Annotated in this window: 18 protein-coding genes; 1 reads left to right on the top strand and 17 read right to left on the bottom strand. The window is 56.9% G+C overall.

Annotated elements, in window-relative coordinates:
* Positions 1–42 precede the first annotated feature (42 nt).
* The 7 genes from ACYZT5_RS32970 to ACYZT5_RS32940 form a co-directional block, all read right to left on the bottom strand.
* The gene (locus ACYZT5_RS32970) at positions 43–831 is read right to left on the bottom strand and encodes a protein phosphatase CheZ (protein ID WP_462049010.1); all 789 of its coding nucleotides are present in this window, start codon (positions 829–831) and stop codon (positions 43–45) included.
* 22 nt (positions 832–853) lie between these two features.
* Positions 854–1,225, bottom strand: coding sequence for a chemotaxis response regulator CheY (locus ACYZT5_RS32965; RefSeq protein WP_003183998.1), 372 nt, complete (start codon positions 1,223–1,225; stop codon positions 854–856).
* A 167-nt stretch (positions 1,226–1,392) separates the two neighbouring features.
* Entirely contained in the window at positions 1,393–2,133 is a 741-nt protein-coding gene (fliA, locus tag ACYZT5_RS32960) for an RNA polymerase sigma factor FliA (RefSeq protein ID WP_462049009.1), read from the bottom strand.
* The gene (gene fleN, locus ACYZT5_RS32955; RefSeq protein WP_007975361.1) at positions 2,130–2,960 is read right to left on the bottom strand and encodes a flagellar synthesis regulator FleN; all 831 of its coding nucleotides are present in this window, start codon (positions 2,958–2,960) and stop codon (positions 2,130–2,132) included. Before fleN ends, fliA begins: the two co-directional genes overlap by 4 nt.
* 115 nt (positions 2,961–3,075) lie before the next feature.
* The gene (gene flhF / locus ACYZT5_RS32950) at positions 3,076–4,404 is read right to left on the bottom strand and encodes a flagellar biosynthesis protein FlhF (protein WP_461973484.1); all 1,329 of its coding nucleotides are present in this window, start codon (positions 4,402–4,404) and stop codon (positions 3,076–3,078) included.
* 11 nt (positions 4,405–4,415) lie between these two features.
* On the bottom strand, positions 4,416–6,545 hold the full coding sequence (gene flhA, locus ACYZT5_RS32945) for a flagellar biosynthesis protein FlhA (RefSeq protein ID WP_462049008.1): 2,130 nt from the start codon (positions 6,543–6,545) through the stop codon (positions 4,416–4,418).
* A gap of 183 nt (positions 6,546–6,728) precedes the next feature.
* Positions 6,729–7,397, bottom strand: a complete 669-nt coding sequence (locus ACYZT5_RS32940) for a hypothetical protein (RefSeq protein ID WP_462049007.1) — start codon at positions 7,395–7,397, stop codon at positions 6,729–6,731.
* 382 nt (positions 7,398–7,779) lie between these two features.
* On the opposite strand from ACYZT5_RS32940, the gene ACYZT5_RS32935 reads away from it, so the two are divergent.
* On the top strand, positions 7,780–10,323 hold the full coding sequence (locus tag ACYZT5_RS32935; RefSeq protein WP_462049006.1) for a putative mucin/carbohydrate-binding domain-containing protein: 2,544 nt from the start codon (positions 7,780–7,782) through the stop codon (positions 10,321–10,323).
* Between the two features lie 11 nt (positions 10,324–10,334).
* Here ACYZT5_RS32935 and flhB read toward each other — a convergent pair whose 3' ends face one another.
* The 10 genes from flhB to ACYZT5_RS32885 form a co-directional block, all read right to left on the bottom strand.
* Entirely contained in the window at positions 10,335–11,474 is a 1,140-nt protein-coding gene (flhB, locus tag ACYZT5_RS32930) for a flagellar biosynthesis protein FlhB (RefSeq protein WP_462049005.1), read from the bottom strand.
* Between the two features lie 3 nt (positions 11,475–11,477).
* Positions 11,478–12,260 (bottom strand): flagellar biosynthetic protein FliR, encoded by a 783-nt coding sequence (gene fliR / locus ACYZT5_RS32925; protein ID WP_462049004.1) that lies wholly within the window; start codon positions 12,258–12,260, stop codon positions 11,478–11,480.
* A gap of 3 nt (positions 12,261–12,263) precedes the next feature.
* On the bottom strand, positions 12,264–12,533 hold the full coding sequence (gene fliQ, locus ACYZT5_RS32920) for a flagellar biosynthesis protein FliQ (RefSeq protein WP_462049003.1): 270 nt from the start codon (positions 12,531–12,533) through the stop codon (positions 12,264–12,266).
* Positions 12,530–13,288, bottom strand: coding sequence for a flagellar type III secretion system pore protein FliP (gene fliP, locus ACYZT5_RS32915; protein WP_462049002.1), 759 nt, complete (start codon positions 13,286–13,288; stop codon positions 12,530–12,532). The genes fliQ and fliP overlap by 4 nt, the downstream gene beginning before the upstream one ends.
* On the bottom strand, positions 13,288–13,746 hold the full coding sequence (fliO, locus tag ACYZT5_RS32910) for a flagellar biosynthetic protein FliO (RefSeq protein WP_462049001.1): 459 nt from the start codon (positions 13,744–13,746) through the stop codon (positions 13,288–13,290). The genes fliP and fliO overlap by 1 nt, the downstream gene beginning before the upstream one ends.
* On the bottom strand, positions 13,747–14,205 hold the full coding sequence (fliN, locus tag ACYZT5_RS32905; RefSeq protein WP_462049000.1) for a flagellar motor switch protein FliN: 459 nt from the start codon (positions 14,203–14,205) through the stop codon (positions 13,747–13,749).
* Positions 14,206–14,275: 70 nt separating this feature from the next.
* Positions 14,276–15,244 carry a flagellar motor switch protein FliM gene (gene fliM, locus ACYZT5_RS32900; RefSeq protein WP_462048999.1) on the bottom strand — a complete coding sequence of 323 codons (969 nt, stop codon included), beginning with the start codon at positions 15,242–15,244 and terminating at the stop codon, positions 14,276–14,278.
* Positions 15,245–15,253: 9 nt separating this feature from the next.
* Positions 15,254–15,754: a flagellar basal body-associated protein FliL gene (fliL, locus tag ACYZT5_RS32895; RefSeq protein ID WP_462048998.1), complete on the bottom strand. Its 501-nt coding sequence runs from the start codon at positions 15,752–15,754 to the stop codon at positions 15,254–15,256.
* 231 nt (positions 15,755–15,985) lie between these two features.
* Positions 15,986–17,344 carry a flagellar hook-length control protein FliK gene (locus tag ACYZT5_RS32890; protein WP_462048997.1) on the bottom strand — a complete coding sequence of 453 codons (1,359 nt, stop codon included), beginning with the start codon at positions 17,342–17,344 and terminating at the stop codon, positions 15,986–15,988.
* Between the two features lie 105 nt (positions 17,345–17,449).
* The gene (locus ACYZT5_RS32885; RefSeq protein ID WP_462048996.1) at positions 17,450–17,797 is read right to left on the bottom strand and encodes an Hpt domain-containing protein; all 348 of its coding nucleotides are present in this window, start codon (positions 17,795–17,797) and stop codon (positions 17,450–17,452) included.
* Positions 17,798–17,811: the final 14 nt, after the last annotated feature.

The raw sequence follows: 17,811 nt of genomic DNA, 5'->3' as shown, positions 1-17,811 counted from the left end.
TCCTGAGGTCTAAAAACCTAAAAAACCTAAAATGCTAAAACTCTAAAATCCTAGGCTGGATAACAAATCGTCCACATCGTCCTGACCGGACACAACGTCTTCTCTTTTATCGGCATGAATCTGCGGACCTTCACCCTGAGAGAGATGTTTTTGCGGATCTTTTTCAGCCAGCATCGCTTCACGGTCATGTTCGATGCCCGCAAAGCGGTCCACCTGACTGGCCATAAGCACGAGCTTGAGCAGGTTGCTTTCAACTTCGGTGACCAATTGGGTCACACGCTTGATCACCTGACCGGTGAGGTCCTGGTAATCCTGAGCGAGCAGAATGTCGTTGAGGTTGCTCGACACCACGCGATTGTCTTCGCTGCTGCGTGTCAGGAAACCGTCGACTCGCCGGGCCAGTTCGCGGAACTCTTCAGCCCCGACTTCGCGACGCATGAACCGTCCCCAGTCGGTGCTCAAGGCCTGGGCTTCATTGCTCAGGCCGTTGACCAGCGGCGTGGCGTTTTCCACCAGGTCCATGGTGCGGTTGGCCGCGGCCTCGGTCAGCTTGACCACATAGCCCAGACGCTCGGTGGCGTCCGTGATCTGTGACACCTCCTCGGCTTGCGGCATGTTCGGGTCAATCTGGAAATTGACGATCGCACTGTGCAGCTCGCGAGTGAGCTTGCCCACTTCCTGATACAGGCCGCGGTCACGGGTCTGGTTGAGCTCATGGATCAGTTGCACGGCGTCGCCGAACTTGCCCTTTTCAAGGCTTTCGACCAGTTCGACAGCGTGTTTTTTCAGGGTCGACTCGAAATCGCCCTGTGAAGATTCGATATGCTCCATAGCTTCCCCGTGGCGCAGTTTCTCAACCGATGCGTTCGAAAATCTTTTCGATTTTTTCTTTCAACGCCTGGGCCGTGAAGGGTTTGACCACATAGCCGTTAACACCGGCCTGGGCCGCTTCGATGATCTGCTCGCGCTTGGCTTCAGCGGTCACCATCAGCACCGGCAGGTGCTTGAGCTTTTCATCGGCGCGCACGTGGCGCAGCAGATCGATACCGGTCATGCCAGGCATGTTCCAGTCCGTTACCAGAAAGTCGATGCTCCCGCTGTTGAGCACCGGAATGGCAGTAGTGCCATCATCGGCCTCGACCGTGTTGGTGAACCCAAGGTCACGCAACAGGTTTTTTATGATCCGCCGCATCGTTGAGAAGTCATCAACGATGAGGATTTTCATGTTCTTGTCCAATTCGACCTCCAAGCAGTCTTAAACGCGCCCAGCACCTGGACACGCCATTTCAATCAATCCGGCAAAGCACTCAATGACTGTCTGGAGCACAACAGATCGGGACTCGTGCGGTTCAACACCCCACCAGCCGCGTTCGCAGTGTCCCCACACTGCCTTCAGCGCGCTCGCCACTCCCCCAAACGCCCCCGCAAACGGGCCGCGCACTGGCTGTGTAACTGGCTGACCCGAGATTCGCTGACCCCCAGGACTTCACCGATTTCCTTGAGATTCAACTCTTCGTCGTAGTACAGCGCCAACACCAGTCGCTCACGCTCCGGCAAATTGGCAATCGCGTCCGCCAGCGCCCTCTGGAAGCGTTCATCTTCCAGATCGCGCGACGGCTCGAGATGAGCACTGGCGCCATCCTCGTGCAGCCCTTCGTGTTCGCCGTCCTGCAACAGATCGTCGAAACTGAATAACCGGCTGCCCAGGGTGTCGTTCAAAATCCCGTAATAATCGTCGAGACTCAATTGGAGTTCGGCCGCAACCTCGTGATCTTTAGCGTCACGGCCGGTTTTAGCTTCAATCGAGCGAATGGCGTCGCTGACCATCCGGGTATTGCGGTGGACCGAACGTGGCGCCCAGTCCCCCTTGCGTACTTCATCGAGCATCGCGCCGCGGATTCGAATGCCCGCGTACGTCTCGAAACTCGCGCCTTTGCTGGCGTCGTATTTGGTCGACACTTCAAGCAGGCCGATCATCCCGGCCTGAATCAGGTCTTCGACCTGGACACTGGCCGGCAGACGCGCCAGCAAGTGGTAGGCAATGCGTTTAACCAGTGGCGCGTAACGCTCGATCAGCTCGTACTGCGCGTCACGTGCCGACTTCTTGTAGAGGTTGTAGCCGCTGGCTGTCATAACACCGGTCCTGCGGTCTGTTGCACGAGGCGCTCGACGAAAAACTCCAGGTGCCCACGCGGGTTGGCAGGCAGCGGCCAGGTATCGACCTTCTGTGCAATGGCCTTGAACGCCAGGGAGCACTTGGAACGCGGGAAGGCTTCATAAACGGCGCGCTGCTTCTGCACGGCCTTACGCACGCTTTCGTCGTAAGGCACCGCGCCGACGTATTGTAAGGCGACGTCGAGGAAGCGGTCCGTGACCTTGGTCAACTTGGCGAACAGGTTGCGACCTTCTTGCGGGCTCTGGGCCATGTTGGCCAGGACGCGGAAGCGGTTCATGCCGTAATCGCGGTTGAGTAGTTTGATCAGTGCGTAGGCATCAGTGATCGAGGTCGGTTCATCACAGACCACCAGCAAGACTTCTTGCGCTGCGCGAACGAAACTGACGACCGACTCACCAATGCCCGCAGCGGTGTCGATCACCAATACGTCGAGGTTATCGCCAATATCGCTGAACGCCTGGATCAGGCCGGCGTGTTGGGCCGGGCTCAGATGAACCATGCTTTGAGTGCCGGACGCGGCCGGGACGATGCGAATGCCGCCTGGGCCCTGCAACAGTACGTCGCGCAGCTCACAGCGGCCTTCGATCACGTCGGCCAACGTACGTTTGGGTGTCAGTCCCAGCAGGACGTCGACGTTCGCCAGCCCCAGATCGGCGTCCAGCAGCATGACGCGCCGGCCGAGCTCTGCTAGAGCCAGGGACAAGTTCACTGACACGTTAGTCTTCCCGACGCCACCTTTGCCGCCGGTCACCGCGATCACCTGTACGGGATGCATGCTGCCCATGAATTTTCTTTACCTTGTCTTACTTGACGGAGGCCACATTACTGGCTGCGCGTTCACAAAATGAACAATGCATGGCAGACCATCGATGTAGGTACAAAAACTGTTCATTAATACCTCAGCCGACCTGCTTGGTCGGGCTGTGGTAAATATCAGCGAACATGTCAGCCATGGCTTCTTCGCTGGGTTCTTCTTGCATTTGCACGCTTACGGCGCGACTGACCAACTGATGACGACGCGGCAGATGTAAATCATCCGGAATCCGCGGGCCATCGGTGAGGTAGGCCACCGGCAATTCGTGACTGATGGCCAGGCTCAACACCTCGCCCAGACTTGCCGTTTCATCCAGTTTAGTCAGGATGCAGCCAGCGAGGCCGCAGCGTTTGTAACTGTGATAAGCGGCAGTTAGAACCTGTTTCTGGCTGGTGGTTGCCAACACCAGATAATTCTTCGATTTGATCCCACGACCGGCCAGGCTTTCGAGCTGCATGCGCAGTGCCGGATCGCTGGCCTGAAGGCCCGCGGTATCGATCAGCACCACGCGTTTGCGCAGCAAAGGTTCCAGCGCCTGCACCAGTGACTGACCCGGGTCGACGTGAGTCACCGACACATTGAGGATCCGGCCAAGGGTCTTGAGCTGCTCCTGAGCACCAATACGGTAGCTGTCCATGCTCACCAACGCGATATTTTGCGCACCGTATTTGAGCACGTAGCGGGCGGCGAGCTTGGCCAGCGTGGTGGTCTTGCCCATGCCGGCAGGGCCGACCATGGCAATCACACCGCCCTCTTCCAGCGGCTCGATTTCCGGTGTGGCGATCATCCGCGCCAGGTGCGCCAGCAACATACGCCAGGCCTGACGAGGCTCTTCAATATCGGTAATCAGCGCCAGCAAATCGCGCGACAACGGGCCAGACAGGCCGATGCGTTGCAGGCGGCGCCAAAGATTGGCCTGGGCCGGACGGCTGCCTTGCAGCTGATTCCAGGCCAGGGAACCAAGTTGCACTTCCATCAGTTCGCGCAAACTGTTGAGTTCGAAACGCATCGAGTCGAACGCCCGCGGGTCCACACCACCGGAGGCTGGCGCAGCAGCCGGTGCAGGACGACGGGGTTCAGCGTAGGTCGGTTCGATCAGCGGCTCGGCGGCGGTCAGTGGCAGGCCGGCGAACAACTGGCGATTGGTGCTCTTGTCGCTCTCGCCTTCGCCGCGCAGGCTCAGTTCGGCCTGGGCGGTAACGATCCGCGACTGGGTCTTGCGCAGCTCGTCTTCGAGTTCCATGTTCGGAACGCGCGGGGCCAGCGCCGACAACTTGTAATCCAGGGCAGCTGTCAATTCGACACCACCGGCGATCCGGCGGTTGCCAATGATGGCGGCATCAGCGCCCAGCTCATCACGAACCAGTTTCATGGCCTGACGCATATCGGCGGCGAAAAAACGCTTAACTTGCATAAACCACTACCTCAGCCGTTGGGCCCTACTGTCGCAACGATGGTCACTTGCTTGTTGTCAGGAATTTCCTGATACGCCAACACGTGCAAACCCGGGACTGCCAATCGGCCGAATCGCGACAGCATCGCGCGAACCGGACCGGCTACCAGCAGAATCACCGGTTGACCTTGCATTTCTTGACGCTGCGCCGCATCGATCAACGAGCGTTGCAGCTTCTCAGCCATGCTTGGCTCCAGCAGAACGCCCTCTTCCGAGCCTTGTCCTGCCTTCTGAAGACTATTGAGCAATATTTGTTCCAACCTTGGCTCCAGGGTGATCACTGGTAGCTCGGAGTCAGTGCCTACAATGCTTTGGACGATTGCGCGGGATACGCCGACGCGCACGGCGGCCACCAGCGCGGCAGTATCTTGACTCTTGGCGGCATTGTTGGCGATGGCCTCGGCAATGCTGCGAATGTCCCGTACTGGCACCTGTTCGGCCAGCAAAGCCTGCAAGACTTTGAGCAGCTGCGACAGAGAGACCACACCAGGGACCAGCTCCTCAGCCAGTTTTGGCGAGCTTTTGGCCAGCAATTGCATGAGTTGCTGCACTTCTTCGTGACCGATCAACTCGCTCGAGTGCTTGTACAAAATCTGGTTCAAGTGGGTTGCCACTACTGTACTGGCATCGACCACGGTGTAACCGAGGGATTGCGCCTGGGCACGCTGGCTGATTTCAATCCAGACCGCCTCCAGACCGAAAGCCGGATCTCTGGCGGTAATACCATTGAGCGTCCCATAGACCTGCCCTGGGTTAATCGCCAGCTCGCGGTCCGGGTAAATCTCCGCTTCGGCCAGGATCACCCCCATCAAGGTCAGGCGATAGGCACTCGGCGCCAGGTCAAGGTTGTCACGGATATGCACGGTCGGCATCAGGAAGCCCAGATCCTGCGACAGCTTCTTGCGCACACCTTTGATACGCGCCAGCAACTGACCACCCTGGTTGCGGTCCACCAGCGGAATCAGCCGGTACCCGACTTCCAGGCCGATCATGTCGATCGGGGTCACGTCGTCCCAGCCCAGTTCCTTGGTTTCCTGGGCGCGGGCCGGGGATGGCAGCAGCTCTTGCTGACGCTTGACCTCTTGCAGGGCCTGCACCTTGACCACGCTCTGCTTCTTCCAGAACAGGTAAGCACCGCCGGCCGCCAGGGCTGCCATGCTGAGAAAGGAGAAGTGCGGCATGCCGGGCACCAGGCCCATCACCGCCATCAGGCCTGCCGCGACGGCCAACGCTTTTGGCGAGGCGAACATCTGGCGGCCGATCTGCTTGCCCATGTCTTCCGAGCCGGACGCACGGGTCACCATGATCGCTGCAGCGGTGGACAACAGCAGTGATGGCAATTGCGCCACCAAACCGTCACCGATGGTCAACAGCGCGTAAACCTTGCCGGCGTCGCCGAAGCTCATGCCGTGCTGGAAAATGCCGACGGCCATGCCACCGATCAGGTTGATGAACAGAATCAGCAGGCCGGCAATGGCGTCACCGCGAACGAACTTGCTGGCACCGTCCATGGAACCGTAGAACTCGGCTTCCTGGGCCACTTCCATCCGGCGCAATTTCGCCTGGTTTTGATCGATCAGGCCGGCGTTCAGGTCGGCGTCGATCGCCATTTGTTTACCGGGCATAGCATCGAGGGTGAAGCGCGCGCTCACCTCGGAAATCCGCCCGGCACCCTTGGTCACCACGACGAAGTTGATGATCATCAAAATCGCGAAAACCACGATACCGACCACGTAGTTACCGCCGATCACCACCTCACCGAAGGCCTGGATCACCTTGCCGGCGGCGGCATGGCCTTCCTGACCGTGGAGCATCACCACCCGCGTGGACGCCACGTTCAGCGCCAGCCGCATCAGCGTTGCCACCAGCAGAATCGTCGGGAACACCGCGAAATCCAGCGGCCGCAAAGCGTAGACGCACACCAGCAGCACGACGATGGACAAGGCAATGTTGAAGGTGAAAAACACGTCCAGCAGGAACGGCGGCACCGGCAACATCATCATCGCCAGCATGACCAGCAGCAACAGCGGCACACCCAGATTGCCCCGACTTAAGTCGGCAACGTTTGTGCGAGCACTGTTGAGTAACTGAGAGCGATCCACCGGTTTTCCCCGTTCCTTTAAAGCAAACTTTTGACGCCTGAAGCAGGCGCAAAGCGGCTACTGCAAGAAGCCTTCCAACTTTTGCCGGGGATTGAAATAGAGGTTGTGGTGGATGCTCAAGTGTCGAGTACGACGAAGACTCGCCTCCTGCAGGAGAACTCCCGAGAGGCGAGGTCTTTGCAATCACATTGCAATCAGAATTTGCTTCGAGGTGATAGGGCCGAAAGTGAGGGCGCTGTTATCCAGGTAGGGCGTCCTCTTGAACACGCTGCCACCTCCCACATCGACCAAGGCTTCCTCAGCCTGCATGACCACCACTTTGGTTTCAGGCGAAACGGTGGTGTTTTTCAGCTCGCCTTGCATCAGATTCAACGCCCACTCGAACCAGATGAACGGCAGATCACTGATCCCAATCGGAGGATCCCCCGGCCCCAATCGAAAGTATTGCCTGACAGTCATTTGCAAGTCGTTGTTGACCAAATTAAAAGAGGGCTTTCCATAACGCCGCTCCAACGACCCACCACCGCTCGACCATTGATCCATGTAAAAAATGGGATCGGTGAACACATCGAATAACGATGGGTTATCGCCGATATTGCCTGCGGCCCCAAAGAAATAATTGTAGGAATAGTGATACGCAGACCCGTTGAACTCGGGCCGGACCGCGTTGGTCGGACCTTGCAGATAATTCGGGATAAAGAGATTGGCCATCACCACGAAGTTGACAAAGTCCAGCTTTAGCTCCCAGGTCGCCTCATAGAAGATGGCCCGCTGGGCAACATCCCGTTCCAGTTTTCCTGAAACAAACTTCATCTCCATACCCGGCAGATGTTTGTAAACGCGCGTCGTCATGATTATCCCTCTAGCCTGAGTGAATGGCTCATCTCCCACTGCGCCCGCGGTACGCGAACATTCAACGGCATGAGCTCCGGACCTATGGGGCGCTAGAGGACAACGGTTGTCTACTGTCAGAACTAACAGGTAGGGAGCGCTTTCGGTCGGAGGGTGTCACTCCACTTCCAGGTGACGAATCAGGAATCGCGCCGCAAATCCTTCGAATTCTTGTCTCATTCGCAGGTTGGCCGACCCCGGCAAAGCTTTGTGCGATATATCGAATCACTATACCCACTATAAGCAAAATATCTAAAGGACTGTCATATGTGACAGGTGACAGGCATGCACTTCAGTAGAAAGATCCAAGCCAAGATTGGATATTTCAGCTGGAGTCAAACAAATGAAAACCTGGACAAGTTCAACGCACACTGTCTACTCCTTACAACCGCCCACTTGGTTAACGAACGCCGGCCTGTCAAAAGGAATAAATCACGATAAACAGTCCCTAGGCGTTATCGTTGAAGCAGGAACCGATATCCGAATAAAGCATGGCGGCACATCAAGCGATTCTCCAGCGGCCCTTGTGCTACTGAATAACGACAGAGAGACAGAAGCCATTCAAAGCATCACTGAGAAATTTACCGAGCTCACCGTCGCACACACATCAGTTCCATTTATAAACACACCGTATAAAGAAGACCCTTTAAACATCGAGATTACAGTGGAATACAGCCGTTCTCCGTTATCACTACCCACCTATCAAACAAACACAGACACCGCCACTTTTTTTAAACTTTGGGACGACGAGAAATCTGCGTTCGCCTTGATCACATCACAGTATGTCGACATATTAGTCCCTCAAAAAGACAAGGCACACCTTAAAGAACTCCACCAAAGCACAGGATTGGCCTCCCTAATAAATTACTATAAGAACATTTTCGAGATTTTCAACACACTGGCTGGATTATCATTTTCAGCCGACCAACCAACAGATCAGAACATACCTAACCGATTTTTCATGAAAGCCGATAAAAACGGACCCGGATCCGCCTATTACAGGTCATCCCATATTGGAATAACAGCAGACTCAGTAGCCTACTTTCTAGCCCCGTTCCCTCAGAGATGGGGAACCATTCATGAAATAGGCCATGGTCACGAAGGACTATTTATGCTCAATAGCGAGATCCCGCTATTTGAGAGCTGGAACAACGTCTATGCACATCTCTATCAGGTAGAGGCGCTAGGCGATGACATTTTAAATGGCTCGCTATACCAGGGCAAACCGGAAGCTCTTTTTGACCTTACCGAGAAAACTTTTGAAGAAAACCAGCCAATCATTTACTGGGGCGCAGGCCTGATCTTTTATTATCTCATCCTGATTATGAATAAATCTGGGCCTGAGGCCCTCACCGAATTCAACAAAGCCTACAGAATACTCTGCAACAAACTTGACTCCACACCTGAAGATATTTCATTCATCGACTTATTAGCAGAAGCCTGTGAGAACACATCCCACATAGACATTGCAGCCTTCCTGAGATTCGGACACGTAAAATTTTCAAGGATCAAAAACGTTCTAAGCAGGTACAGCAACCGAAAACCTGTTTACCCTCTATACAAACTGATCCCAAAAGAGAAAATTGACGACATACAAAAACAATTGAACCTCATTAGTCGACTCGACCTTGTAGACACCCGTGCATTAAAAATAACGGGACTCACGGGAACAATTGAACTGATCTTGGATAAAATTTTGTTTCAAGCCTTTTCCAACCAAGACTTCCTGCTCAAGCACGGCAGCAACCTATCTACAATTATGAACATCACTTCAGAAAGAGTTTTAATAACAGATATCCCAATTGGAATCTACTCACTACAAGCCCCTTCAGCCAACAATGGCAAACCACACATTTTGACTCACTACATAGAAGTAAAGCCCGACACAACCAACACCATCAAAATCGAATATGAGTACTTATCCGGCATCAAACTGGCCTCCCAAAAAATCCATTTACATGGAATGCTCGGACAATTCGCGACCATTGACCTCGAATGCGGAAACTATAATATAACTGTCAACATTGGCACCACTATGCCTCACCGTTGGCTAACAGAGCTTTACGCCTCAATTATTATCAAAGACAGTCAGCAACAAATCATATTTCAGAAAGATATCCGTGGCGACAACACCACACCGTCCACTGATAAAATACCGGTCAACCCAGACTACACAATGGAGCTTTATCACCGCGAAACCATGCGCCCCAATAAAATAGTCCCAAAAAGCGACTTGGTACTACACTGGGAGAATACCAGCTACCTCACCATAACCCCACAAGGGCTTTACAATAAGGACCTCGATACACCCGTAGGCGAAAATCTCAAAAGCACAATCGAATACGTGGCGAATATCCTGAGGTCTGAACCCCACTCTCTCTTACATAGAAACCACTCATTAAAGGATGAGATCTACGCTGCCATCGACTCTTTCGACGACACGGAACGGGATCTCCTCCAGAAAAAATACAAAGACATTTACTTGACTCACCAAAACACCGAACCAACAATTGTCACAGCCTCTTCATTTACCTGGCACCAAGGCGCGCGAAACGGTGATATCGCAAAGATTGACATCAATCTAAAAACGGAAACCATCGACATCGAAGTTTTTGAAACCATTCCTGATAGCGATTTCACAGGCATCTATCTTGCGATTTGGATATACAATGAAACGGGCAACGTACTGTTCTGCCAAGAACTTTACGGAAACATTACCGCCGAACACACCTTAGTTCGCCTTCCTTTCAAAAAGAACTATGAAGTCAGTGTTTTTCATTGGGAACCGAAGAGATCTCCAATAATAAACATGGAAACAAGCGAGCAATATGAAGTCATGCAACGACATTGCGTACGCGCATTGACAGCAAACAGCTTACAAATATAGGCGAGCACTTATCAGGAATCGCGCCGCAAATCCGGCGGAATCGGCAGATCGCCCTTGAGCGGATCCGGGCGCTTGCCCTTGCCAGCGCGGTGTTGGCGGATCTGGTAGACGTAAGCGAGCACCTGGGCGACGGCAAGGTACAGCCCGCCAGGGATTTCCTGATCAAGTTCGGTGGAGTAGTAGATCGAACGTGCCAGCGCCGGCGACTCAAGCAGCAGCACTTCGTTGGCCACAGCGATTTCACGGATCTTCAAGGCCAGGAAATCGCTGCCCTTGGCGATCAGCATCGGCGCCCCGCCCTTGTCCGGATCGTACTTGAGCGCTACGGCGTAGTGGGTCGGGTTGGTGATGACCACATCGGCCTCGGGGATCGCCGCCATCATCCGGCGCTGGGACATGTCGCGCTGCAGCTGGCGAATCCGTTGTTTGACCTCCGGCCGCCCTTCCTGATCTTTATGCTCGTCGCGCACTTCCTGCTTGGTCATCAGCAGCTTCTTGTGGCTCTCCCAAAGCTGCACCGGCACGTCCACCGCGGCGATGATGATTAGCCCGCAGGCCATCCACAAGGTGCTCCAGCCGACCACTTGCACGCTGTGAATGATCGCCTGCTCCAGCGGTTCGTGTGCAATGCGCAACAGGTCGTCGATGTCGGCGGACAACACTGCCAGGGCCACGAACAACACGATCAGGAATTTCGCAAAGGCCTTGAGCAGTTCCACCAGGGCCTTGGTAGAGAACATCCGCTTGAGGCCGCTGAGGGGATTCATGCGGCTGAATTTAGGCGCCATGGCGCTGGCCGAGAACAGCCAGCCCCCCAGAGAAATCGGGCCTATTAACGCCGCCAGCACCAGGGAAATCATGATGGGCTGAATTGCCCACAAGGCAATCTGCCCGGAGTGCAACAGGTAGGTCGCCATCGAGCGCTGATCCAGAATCACTTCCCGTGACAGCGAGAAGTTCATGCGCATCAGCTCCATCAGGTCCTGAGCCAGGGCACCGCCGAAAATCAGCAGCGCGCTGGCACCGATGAGCATGATCGCCAGCGTATTGAGTTCCTTGGAGCGGGCAATCTCGCCCTTATCACGGGCGTCCTTCTTCTTTTTCTCCGTGGGGTCTTCTGTTTTGTCCTGACCGCTTTCGCTCTCGGCCATGGCTCAGCTCGCCCGTGCCAGTTCGCGTAAAAACTGCAGGGCCTCGGAGGCCAGCGGTTGATACTGATTGAGAATGTCCGCCATCCCGACCCAGACGATGAACAGCCCGAGCACCAGCGTCAGCGGGAAGCCGATGGAAAAGATGTTGAGTTGCGGCGCCGCCCGGGTCATCACCCCAAACGCAATGTTGACCACCAGCAACGCGGTGATCGCCGGCAGCACCAGCAGCAGTGCAGCGCCAAGCACCCAGCCGAGCTTGCCGGCCAGCTCCCAGAAATGATTGACCATTAACCCGCTACCGACCGGCAATGTGGTGAAGCTTTCGGTGAGGACTTCGAAGACCACCAGGTGGCCGTTCATGGACAGAAACAACAGCGTCACCAGCATGGTGAAGAACTGCCCGATCACCGCCACAGACACACCGTTGGTAGGGTCGACCATAGACGCGAAGGCCATCCCCATCTGGACGGCGACAATTTGTCCCGCCACCACAAAAGCCTGAAAGAACAGCTGCAAGGAGAATCCCAGCACCGCGCCCACGAGAATCTGCTCGGCAATCAGCAGCAGGCCGCTCAAGTCCAATGCACTGACCGGTGGCATGGGGGGCAGACCGGGAGCGATGACCACGGTAATGGCCACCGCGAAATAGAGGCGGACCCGCCGGGGCACCAGCGTCGTACCGAACACCGGCATGACCATCAGCAACGACCCGACGCGGAACAGCGGCAACATGAACGTCGCCACCCAGGTACTGATCTGGGTATCGGTCAGCTGGAGCAGTGACATGGTTTAGCCGATGACCTGAGGAATGCTGCCGTACAACTGCAGGATGTATTCCATGAAGGTCTGCACCAACCAGGGGCCAGCGACGATCAGCGTCACCAGCATCACCAGCAGGCGCGGCAGGAAGCTCAGGGTCTGTTCGTTGATCTGGGTGGCGGCCTGGAACATCGCCACCAGCAGGCCCACGATCAAGCTCGGGATCACCAGCACAGCGACCATCATGGTGGTCAGCCAGAGCGCTTCCCGAAAGATGTCTACCGCCACTTCCGGCGTCATGGCGATACACCGCCGAAGCTGCTCGCCAGTGTGCCGATGATCAACGCCCAGCCATCCACCAACACGAACAGCATGATCTTGAACGGCAGAGAAATGATCAGCGGCGACAGCATCATCATCCCCATGGCCATCAGCACGCTCGCCACAACCATATCGATGATCAGGAACGGGATGAAGATCATGAAGCCAATCTGGAACGCGGTTTTCAGCTCGGACGTGACGAACGCCGGAACCAGAATGGTCAGCGGCGCCTGATCCGGCGACGCAATATCAGTGCGTTTGGACAAGCGCATGAACAACTCCAGATCGCTGCTGCGAGTCTGGGCGAGCATGAAATCCTTGATCGGCACCTGAGCCTTGGCCACGGCGTCTTGAGCGGTGAGTTTCTCCGCCAGATACGGCTGCAAGGCATCCTGATTCACCCGGTCAAACACGGGCGCCATGATGAACAGCGTCAGAAACAGCGCCATGCCGGTAAGGATCTGGTTAGACGGTGTCTGCTGCAGGCCCAGGGCCTGACGCAGGATCGAAAAGACGATGATGATCCGGGTGAAACTGGTCATCAGCATGACGAACGCCGGGATAAAACTCAGCGCGGTCATGATCAGCAGGATTTGCAGGCTGACCGAATATTCCTGAGCGCCGTTGGCATTGGTGCCCAGGGTGATCGCCGGGATCGATAACGGATCGGCGGCGAACGCCAGCGGCGCGACCAGCATCAGGGCCAGCGTCAAGACGATGCGCAACGCACCCATTACTTCTTATCCTTCTGATCCTTGCCCATCAGCTCCATCAGGCGCTGGGCAAACTCGGGGGTCGCTTTTTCAGTACCGCTGGGCACTTGCACCGGCTCTTTGAGCACATGCAACGCAGTGATGGTGCCGGGGCTCAAGCCAAGCAGAATCTGCTCGTTGCCGACCTGCACCAGCATCAGCCGGTCGCGAGGGCCAAGCGCGCGGGAACCGATCAGCTCGATCACCTGCCCTTTGCCGGCCGGCCCGGCCTGTTGCACCCGACGCAGCAACCAGGCGAGGAAGAAGATCAACCCCAGCACCAGCAGCAAACCGAACACCAACTGCGTCAATTGCCCGGCCACACCACTGCTGACCGCGGGCGCGGCGGCGGTGGCAGCCGTCGCCACCGGCTCGGCAGCCAGAACGCTGAACGGCAAGGCCAGCGCTAACCCCGGCAAGAATCCCAGAACCTTTTTCACTTAGCGCAGCTTCTTGATGCGTTCGCTTGGGCTGATCACGTCGGTCAGGCGGATGCCGAACTTCTCGTTGACCACCACCACCTCACCGTGAGCGATGAGCGTGCCGTTGACCAGCACGTCCAGCGGTTCACCGGCCAGACGATCGAGCTCGATGACCGAACCCTGGTTAAGTTGCAGCAGGTTACGGATGTTGATGTCGGTGCTGCCGACTTCCATGGAAATCGATACCGGGATATCGAGGATCACGTCCAGGTTCGGACCGTCCAGGGTGACTGGATTGTTGTTTTTCGGCACGCTGCCGAATTCTTCCATCGGCAGACGGTTGGACGGCGAACTGGCGGCGTCGGCGGCCAGCAAGGCGTCGATGTCGTCCTGCCCGGCATCGCCGGTTTCTTCCAGGGCAGCAGCCCATTCATCAGCCAGCGCCTGGTCGTCCAGGGTATTCATATTGTCAGCCATCAATTTGTCCTCGGCGGGCAACCATTCAATGAGAAGCCGTCAGTTAAAAGCGAATGTGTACGAGCGCCAATCAACGGCGCTCGATCGGCTCGATCACTTGCAACGCTAGGTTGCCTTTGTGCGAGCCCATCTTGACCTTGAACGCAGGCACGCCGTTGGCGCGCATGATCATCTCTTCCGGCATCTCGACCGGGATTATGTCCCCCGGCTGCATGTGCAAAATGTCCCGCAGGCGCAACTGACGACGGGCAACCGTGGCACCGATCGGTACGTCAACGTCCAGCACGTCCTGGCGCAAGGCATTGACCCAGCGCTCGTCCTGATCGTCGAGGTCCGACTGGAAGCCGGCGTCGAGCATTTCGCGTACTGGTTCGATCATCGAGTACGGCATGGTCACGTGCAGGTCGCCGCCGCCGCCATCGAGTTCGATGTGGAACGTCGACACCACAACGGCTTCGCTCGGACCGACGATGTTGGCCATGGCCGGGTTCACTTCCGAGTTGATGTACTCGAAGTTCACTTCCATGATCGCCTGCCAGGCTTCCTTCAAATCGACGAAGGCCTGCTCCAGCACCATGCGCACCACTCGCAGTTCGGTCGGAGTGAATTCACGCCCTTCGATCTTTGCGTGGCGGCCATCGCCGCCGAAGAAGTTGTCCACCAGCTTGAACACCAGTTTGGCGTCGAGGATGAACAACGCGGTGCCGCGCAACGGTTTGATCTTGACCAGGTTGAGGCTGGTCGGCACGTACAGCGAATGCACGTATTCGCCGAACTTCATCACCTGCACGCCACCGACGGCAACGTCCGCCGAGCGGCGCAGCATGTTGAACATGCTGATGCGGGTGTAGCGGGCGAAACGCTCGTTGATCATTTCCAGGGTCGGCATGCGTCCACGGACGATGCGATCCTGGCTGGTCAGGTCGTAGCTTTTGACGCTGCCGGGTTCGGCAGCGGTATCGGTCTGCACCAGACCATCGTCGACGCCATGCAACAGCGCATCGATCTCATCCTGGGACAGCAGGTCCTGCACGGCCATGTCGTGTTCCTACTGCAGTACGAAATTAGTGAAAAGCAACTGTTCGATGACCACTTTGCCGAGTTCTTTCTGCGCCACTTCCTGGACGCTGGCCGTGGCTTTCTGACGCAACATTTCCTGGCCGACCGGCGACGCCAGGGTGGCGAAGTCCTGGCCGGAGAACAGCATGACCAGGTTATTGCGGATGACGGGCATGTGGACTTTAAGCGCTTCCAGATCGGCCTGATTGCGACCCTGCATGGTGATGCTCACCTGCATGTAGCGCTGACGACCGTTCTGGTTGTAGTTGGCCACAAAGGCCGGAGCCATAGGCTCGAAAATCGCTGGCTGCTTGCCGACCGGGGTGGTTTCGACCGCTGCGGCAGGCTTGCTCTGGGCGCTGTGCATGAAGAACCAGGTCGCCCCCACAGACAAACCAATCGCCAGCAGCAGGGCCACCACAATCACAATGATCAGCTTGAGTTTGCCTTTGGTTGCGGGGTCTTTTACTGCTGCTTCGCTCTTCGCCATGCCAATAATCCGTCACTATTCGGGTTTTCACAGTCGCACGGCAAGGCAAGAGCAAGTGTTATGCCAGAAGTGTCGGGAGGCAGGGGGCGGCGGATTGATCGTTCCCACGCTCTGCGTGGGAATGCAGCCCGTGACGCTCCGCGTCACATGCAAGAGCGGACGCGGAGCGTCCATTGAGGCATTCCCACGCAGACGGTTCGACGCCTCGACGTGGGAACGATCGGAGAGAAATCAGGCGTAGTAGTCGACTGCGCTGGAGCCAATCACGCTGGTGGTGCTGGCCGCAACTTCGGCAACGCTAACCGGAAGCTCTTCGTCCACGGAATCGAGACGACCACCGCTGGCGTTGGTGCGCCCGCCCTGGCCTTGGCCCTGTTGTGCCTGATCCTGTCCCTGACCCTGCCAACCACGGGACTGGTCGGACACGTTGACGTCGACCTGGCCCATACCCTGCTGCGCAAACATGTCACGCAAGCGATGCATTTGCCCATCCAGCGCTTCGCGAACGCCTGGATGGGCGCTCATGAAAGTCACTTGAGTCTGCTGATCCGGAACCATGTTCACCCGAATGTCCAGGCGCCCCAGTTCGGCCGGTTGCAACTGGATGTCGGCCGCCTTGAGATTGGCACTGGACAGGTACATGACCCGGTTCACCACTTCTTCGGTCCAGCCGTTCTGGTGCATGGCGATCGGCTGGTTCACCGGCACGGCATTGGCGGTTTTCGGTGTGGCCGCCTGGGTCAGCGCTGCCAGACGGTTGGCAAAGTCGTCGACCCGGGTATCGCTGCTCGCGGACTTCAGGTCCTTGAGACCGTCATCGATAAGACCGCTGAAGGCCTTGTCGCCGCCCTGGCCGGTGCTGTCCTTGTCGGCTTGCACGTCGAGCATGCTCGCCATGCCCGCGGCAAAGTTCTGCGCCGAGGTCGACTCGCCGTCGGCCTGAGCCTGGGCCGAGGTCGGTGCCGCTTTGGGCTGAGCCTGACTGGAAGCGGAAACGTGCCCGCTCTGCTCCATGGCCATGCGCACGGCTGGCAGCGCGTCGAGGGGATCGGCTTCGGGGTCGAAATCGGTGTCAGTGGTTGCGGCGCTAAGGGTCGCCGCTGTAACGGCCGCAGCGATCGGCGCTTCGACCTGCGCGGCGGCTACCACTGGCGGAGTCGTCGGCACTGGCGCTGTCGGCTGGACTGCCTGCATCAATGCAGGATCGAGAGCCGGGTCAACAGGCGCGGCATCGGCGACCGCCGTTTCAGCAGGATCCGGGGCTTCATCGCTGGCAGCCTTGTCGTCAGCCGGCGCCGGTTTATCGGCGGGCAAGGATTTGCCGCTATCGGCAACCGCCGGTTCCGGGGCGGCAGACTTGTCGCTGTCGACGTCCTTTTTGCCGGGGCTGTCCGGCGTTTTATCGCGTATTGGCTTGGCCGATCCATCACCCACCGCAGAGGGTTTGTTCCGGGCTTGATTGGCGTAGACCTGAGCGAAGCTGGACGCCTTGTCCCCAGGCACAGCGGCCAGCGCCGGTGTATTGGCGCAAGCGACTTGAGTCTTGGCCTGCGCGGCGGCCTGAAGCAGCATAGTGGGGGTAACGGGCATGGAACGGTCTCCGCTGCACTGGGATCGTAGGTACAGTTGACGGAGATTAATGCAAGGGTCGCGCCAGTTTTGAGTGACAGGCGCTAAATGCGCCGGACGGTTGTCTCAGTCCGCAAGAGAACGCTGGCGCTCGGCTTCATAGAGCGGTCGAACAATGGCGAATTCGCCAGCAATTTCGCCCACCAGTTTTTCAATTCCGGCGAGGCTTTTTTGCTTGGCAAGTTGTTCCAGCTCATTGCACAACTCAGCTAGGCGAATGGCGCCCATATTGCTGCTACTGCCTTTGAAACTATGGGCAGCATTCATGAGGAGCGCGGCATCTTCGGCGTTTCGCAAGGTGCACAAACGCTCTTCGGAATCGGCGATGAACGTATCCAGCAACATCGGATACTCATCCTCCATGACCTCTTGCAACGCGTTCAGCACGTCGCGGTCCAGGTGTGTGTCAGCCACTTGCTCACTCCTTG

Source organism: Pseudomonas sp. LB3P14 (assembly GCF_054898045.1).
The sequence above is the reverse complement of the archived record's forward strand: the minus strand, read 5'-3'. Positions and strand labels throughout refer to the sequence as shown.

Excerpts from the sequence above, each read along its gene's own strand:
- ACYZT5_RS32940 (WP_462049007.1), bottom strand. The coding sequence starts at position 7,397 with ATGACGACGCGCGTTTACAAACATCTGCCGGGTATGGAGATGAAGTTT.
- ACYZT5_RS32935 (WP_462049006.1), top strand. The coding sequence starts at position 7,780 with ATGAAAACCTGGACAAGTTCAACGCACACTGTCTACTCCTTACAACCG.
- flhB (WP_462049005.1), bottom strand. The coding sequence starts at position 11,474 with ATGGCCGAGAGCGAAAGCGGTCAGGACAAAACAGAAGACCCCACGGAG.
- fliA (WP_462049009.1), bottom strand. The coding sequence starts at position 2,133 with ATGACAGCCAGCGGCTACAACCTCTACAAGAAGTCGGCACGTGACGCG.
- fliL (WP_462048998.1), bottom strand. The coding sequence starts at position 15,754 with ATGGCGAAGAGCGAAGCAGCAGTAAAAGACCCCGCAACCAAAGGCAAA.
- ACYZT5_RS32965 (WP_003183998.1), bottom strand. The coding sequence starts at position 1,225 with ATGAAAATCCTCATCGTTGATGACTTCTCAACGATGCGGCGGATCATA.
- fleN (WP_007975361.1), bottom strand. The coding sequence starts at position 2,960 with ATGGGCAGCATGCATCCCGTACAGGTGATCGCGGTGACCGGCGGCAAA.
- fliR (WP_462049004.1), bottom strand. The coding sequence starts at position 12,260 with ATGTCACTGCTCCAGCTGACCGATACCCAGATCAGTACCTGGGTGGCG.
- fliM (WP_462048999.1), bottom strand. The coding sequence starts at position 15,244 with ATGGCCGTGCAGGACCTGCTGTCCCAGGATGAGATCGATGCGCTGTTG.
- ACYZT5_RS32970 (WP_462049010.1), bottom strand. The coding sequence starts at position 831 with ATGGAGCATATCGAATCTTCACAGGGCGATTTCGAGTCGACCCTGAAA.
- ACYZT5_RS32890 (WP_462048997.1), bottom strand. The coding sequence starts at position 17,344 with ATGCCCGTTACCCCCACTATGCTGCTTCAGGCCGCCGCGCAGGCCAAG.
- fliQ (WP_462049003.1), bottom strand. The coding sequence starts at position 12,533 with ATGACGCCGGAAGTGGCGGTAGACATCTTTCGGGAAGCGCTCTGGCTG.
- fliN (WP_462049000.1), bottom strand. The coding sequence starts at position 14,205 with ATGGCTGACAATATGAATACCCTGGACGACCAGGCGCTGGCTGATGAA.
- flhF (WP_461973484.1), bottom strand. The coding sequence starts at position 4,404 with ATGCAAGTTAAGCGTTTTTTCGCCGCCGATATGCGTCAGGCCATGAAA.
- fliP (WP_462049002.1), bottom strand. The coding sequence starts at position 13,288 with ATGGGTGCGTTGCGCATCGTCTTGACGCTGGCCCTGATGCTGGTCGCG.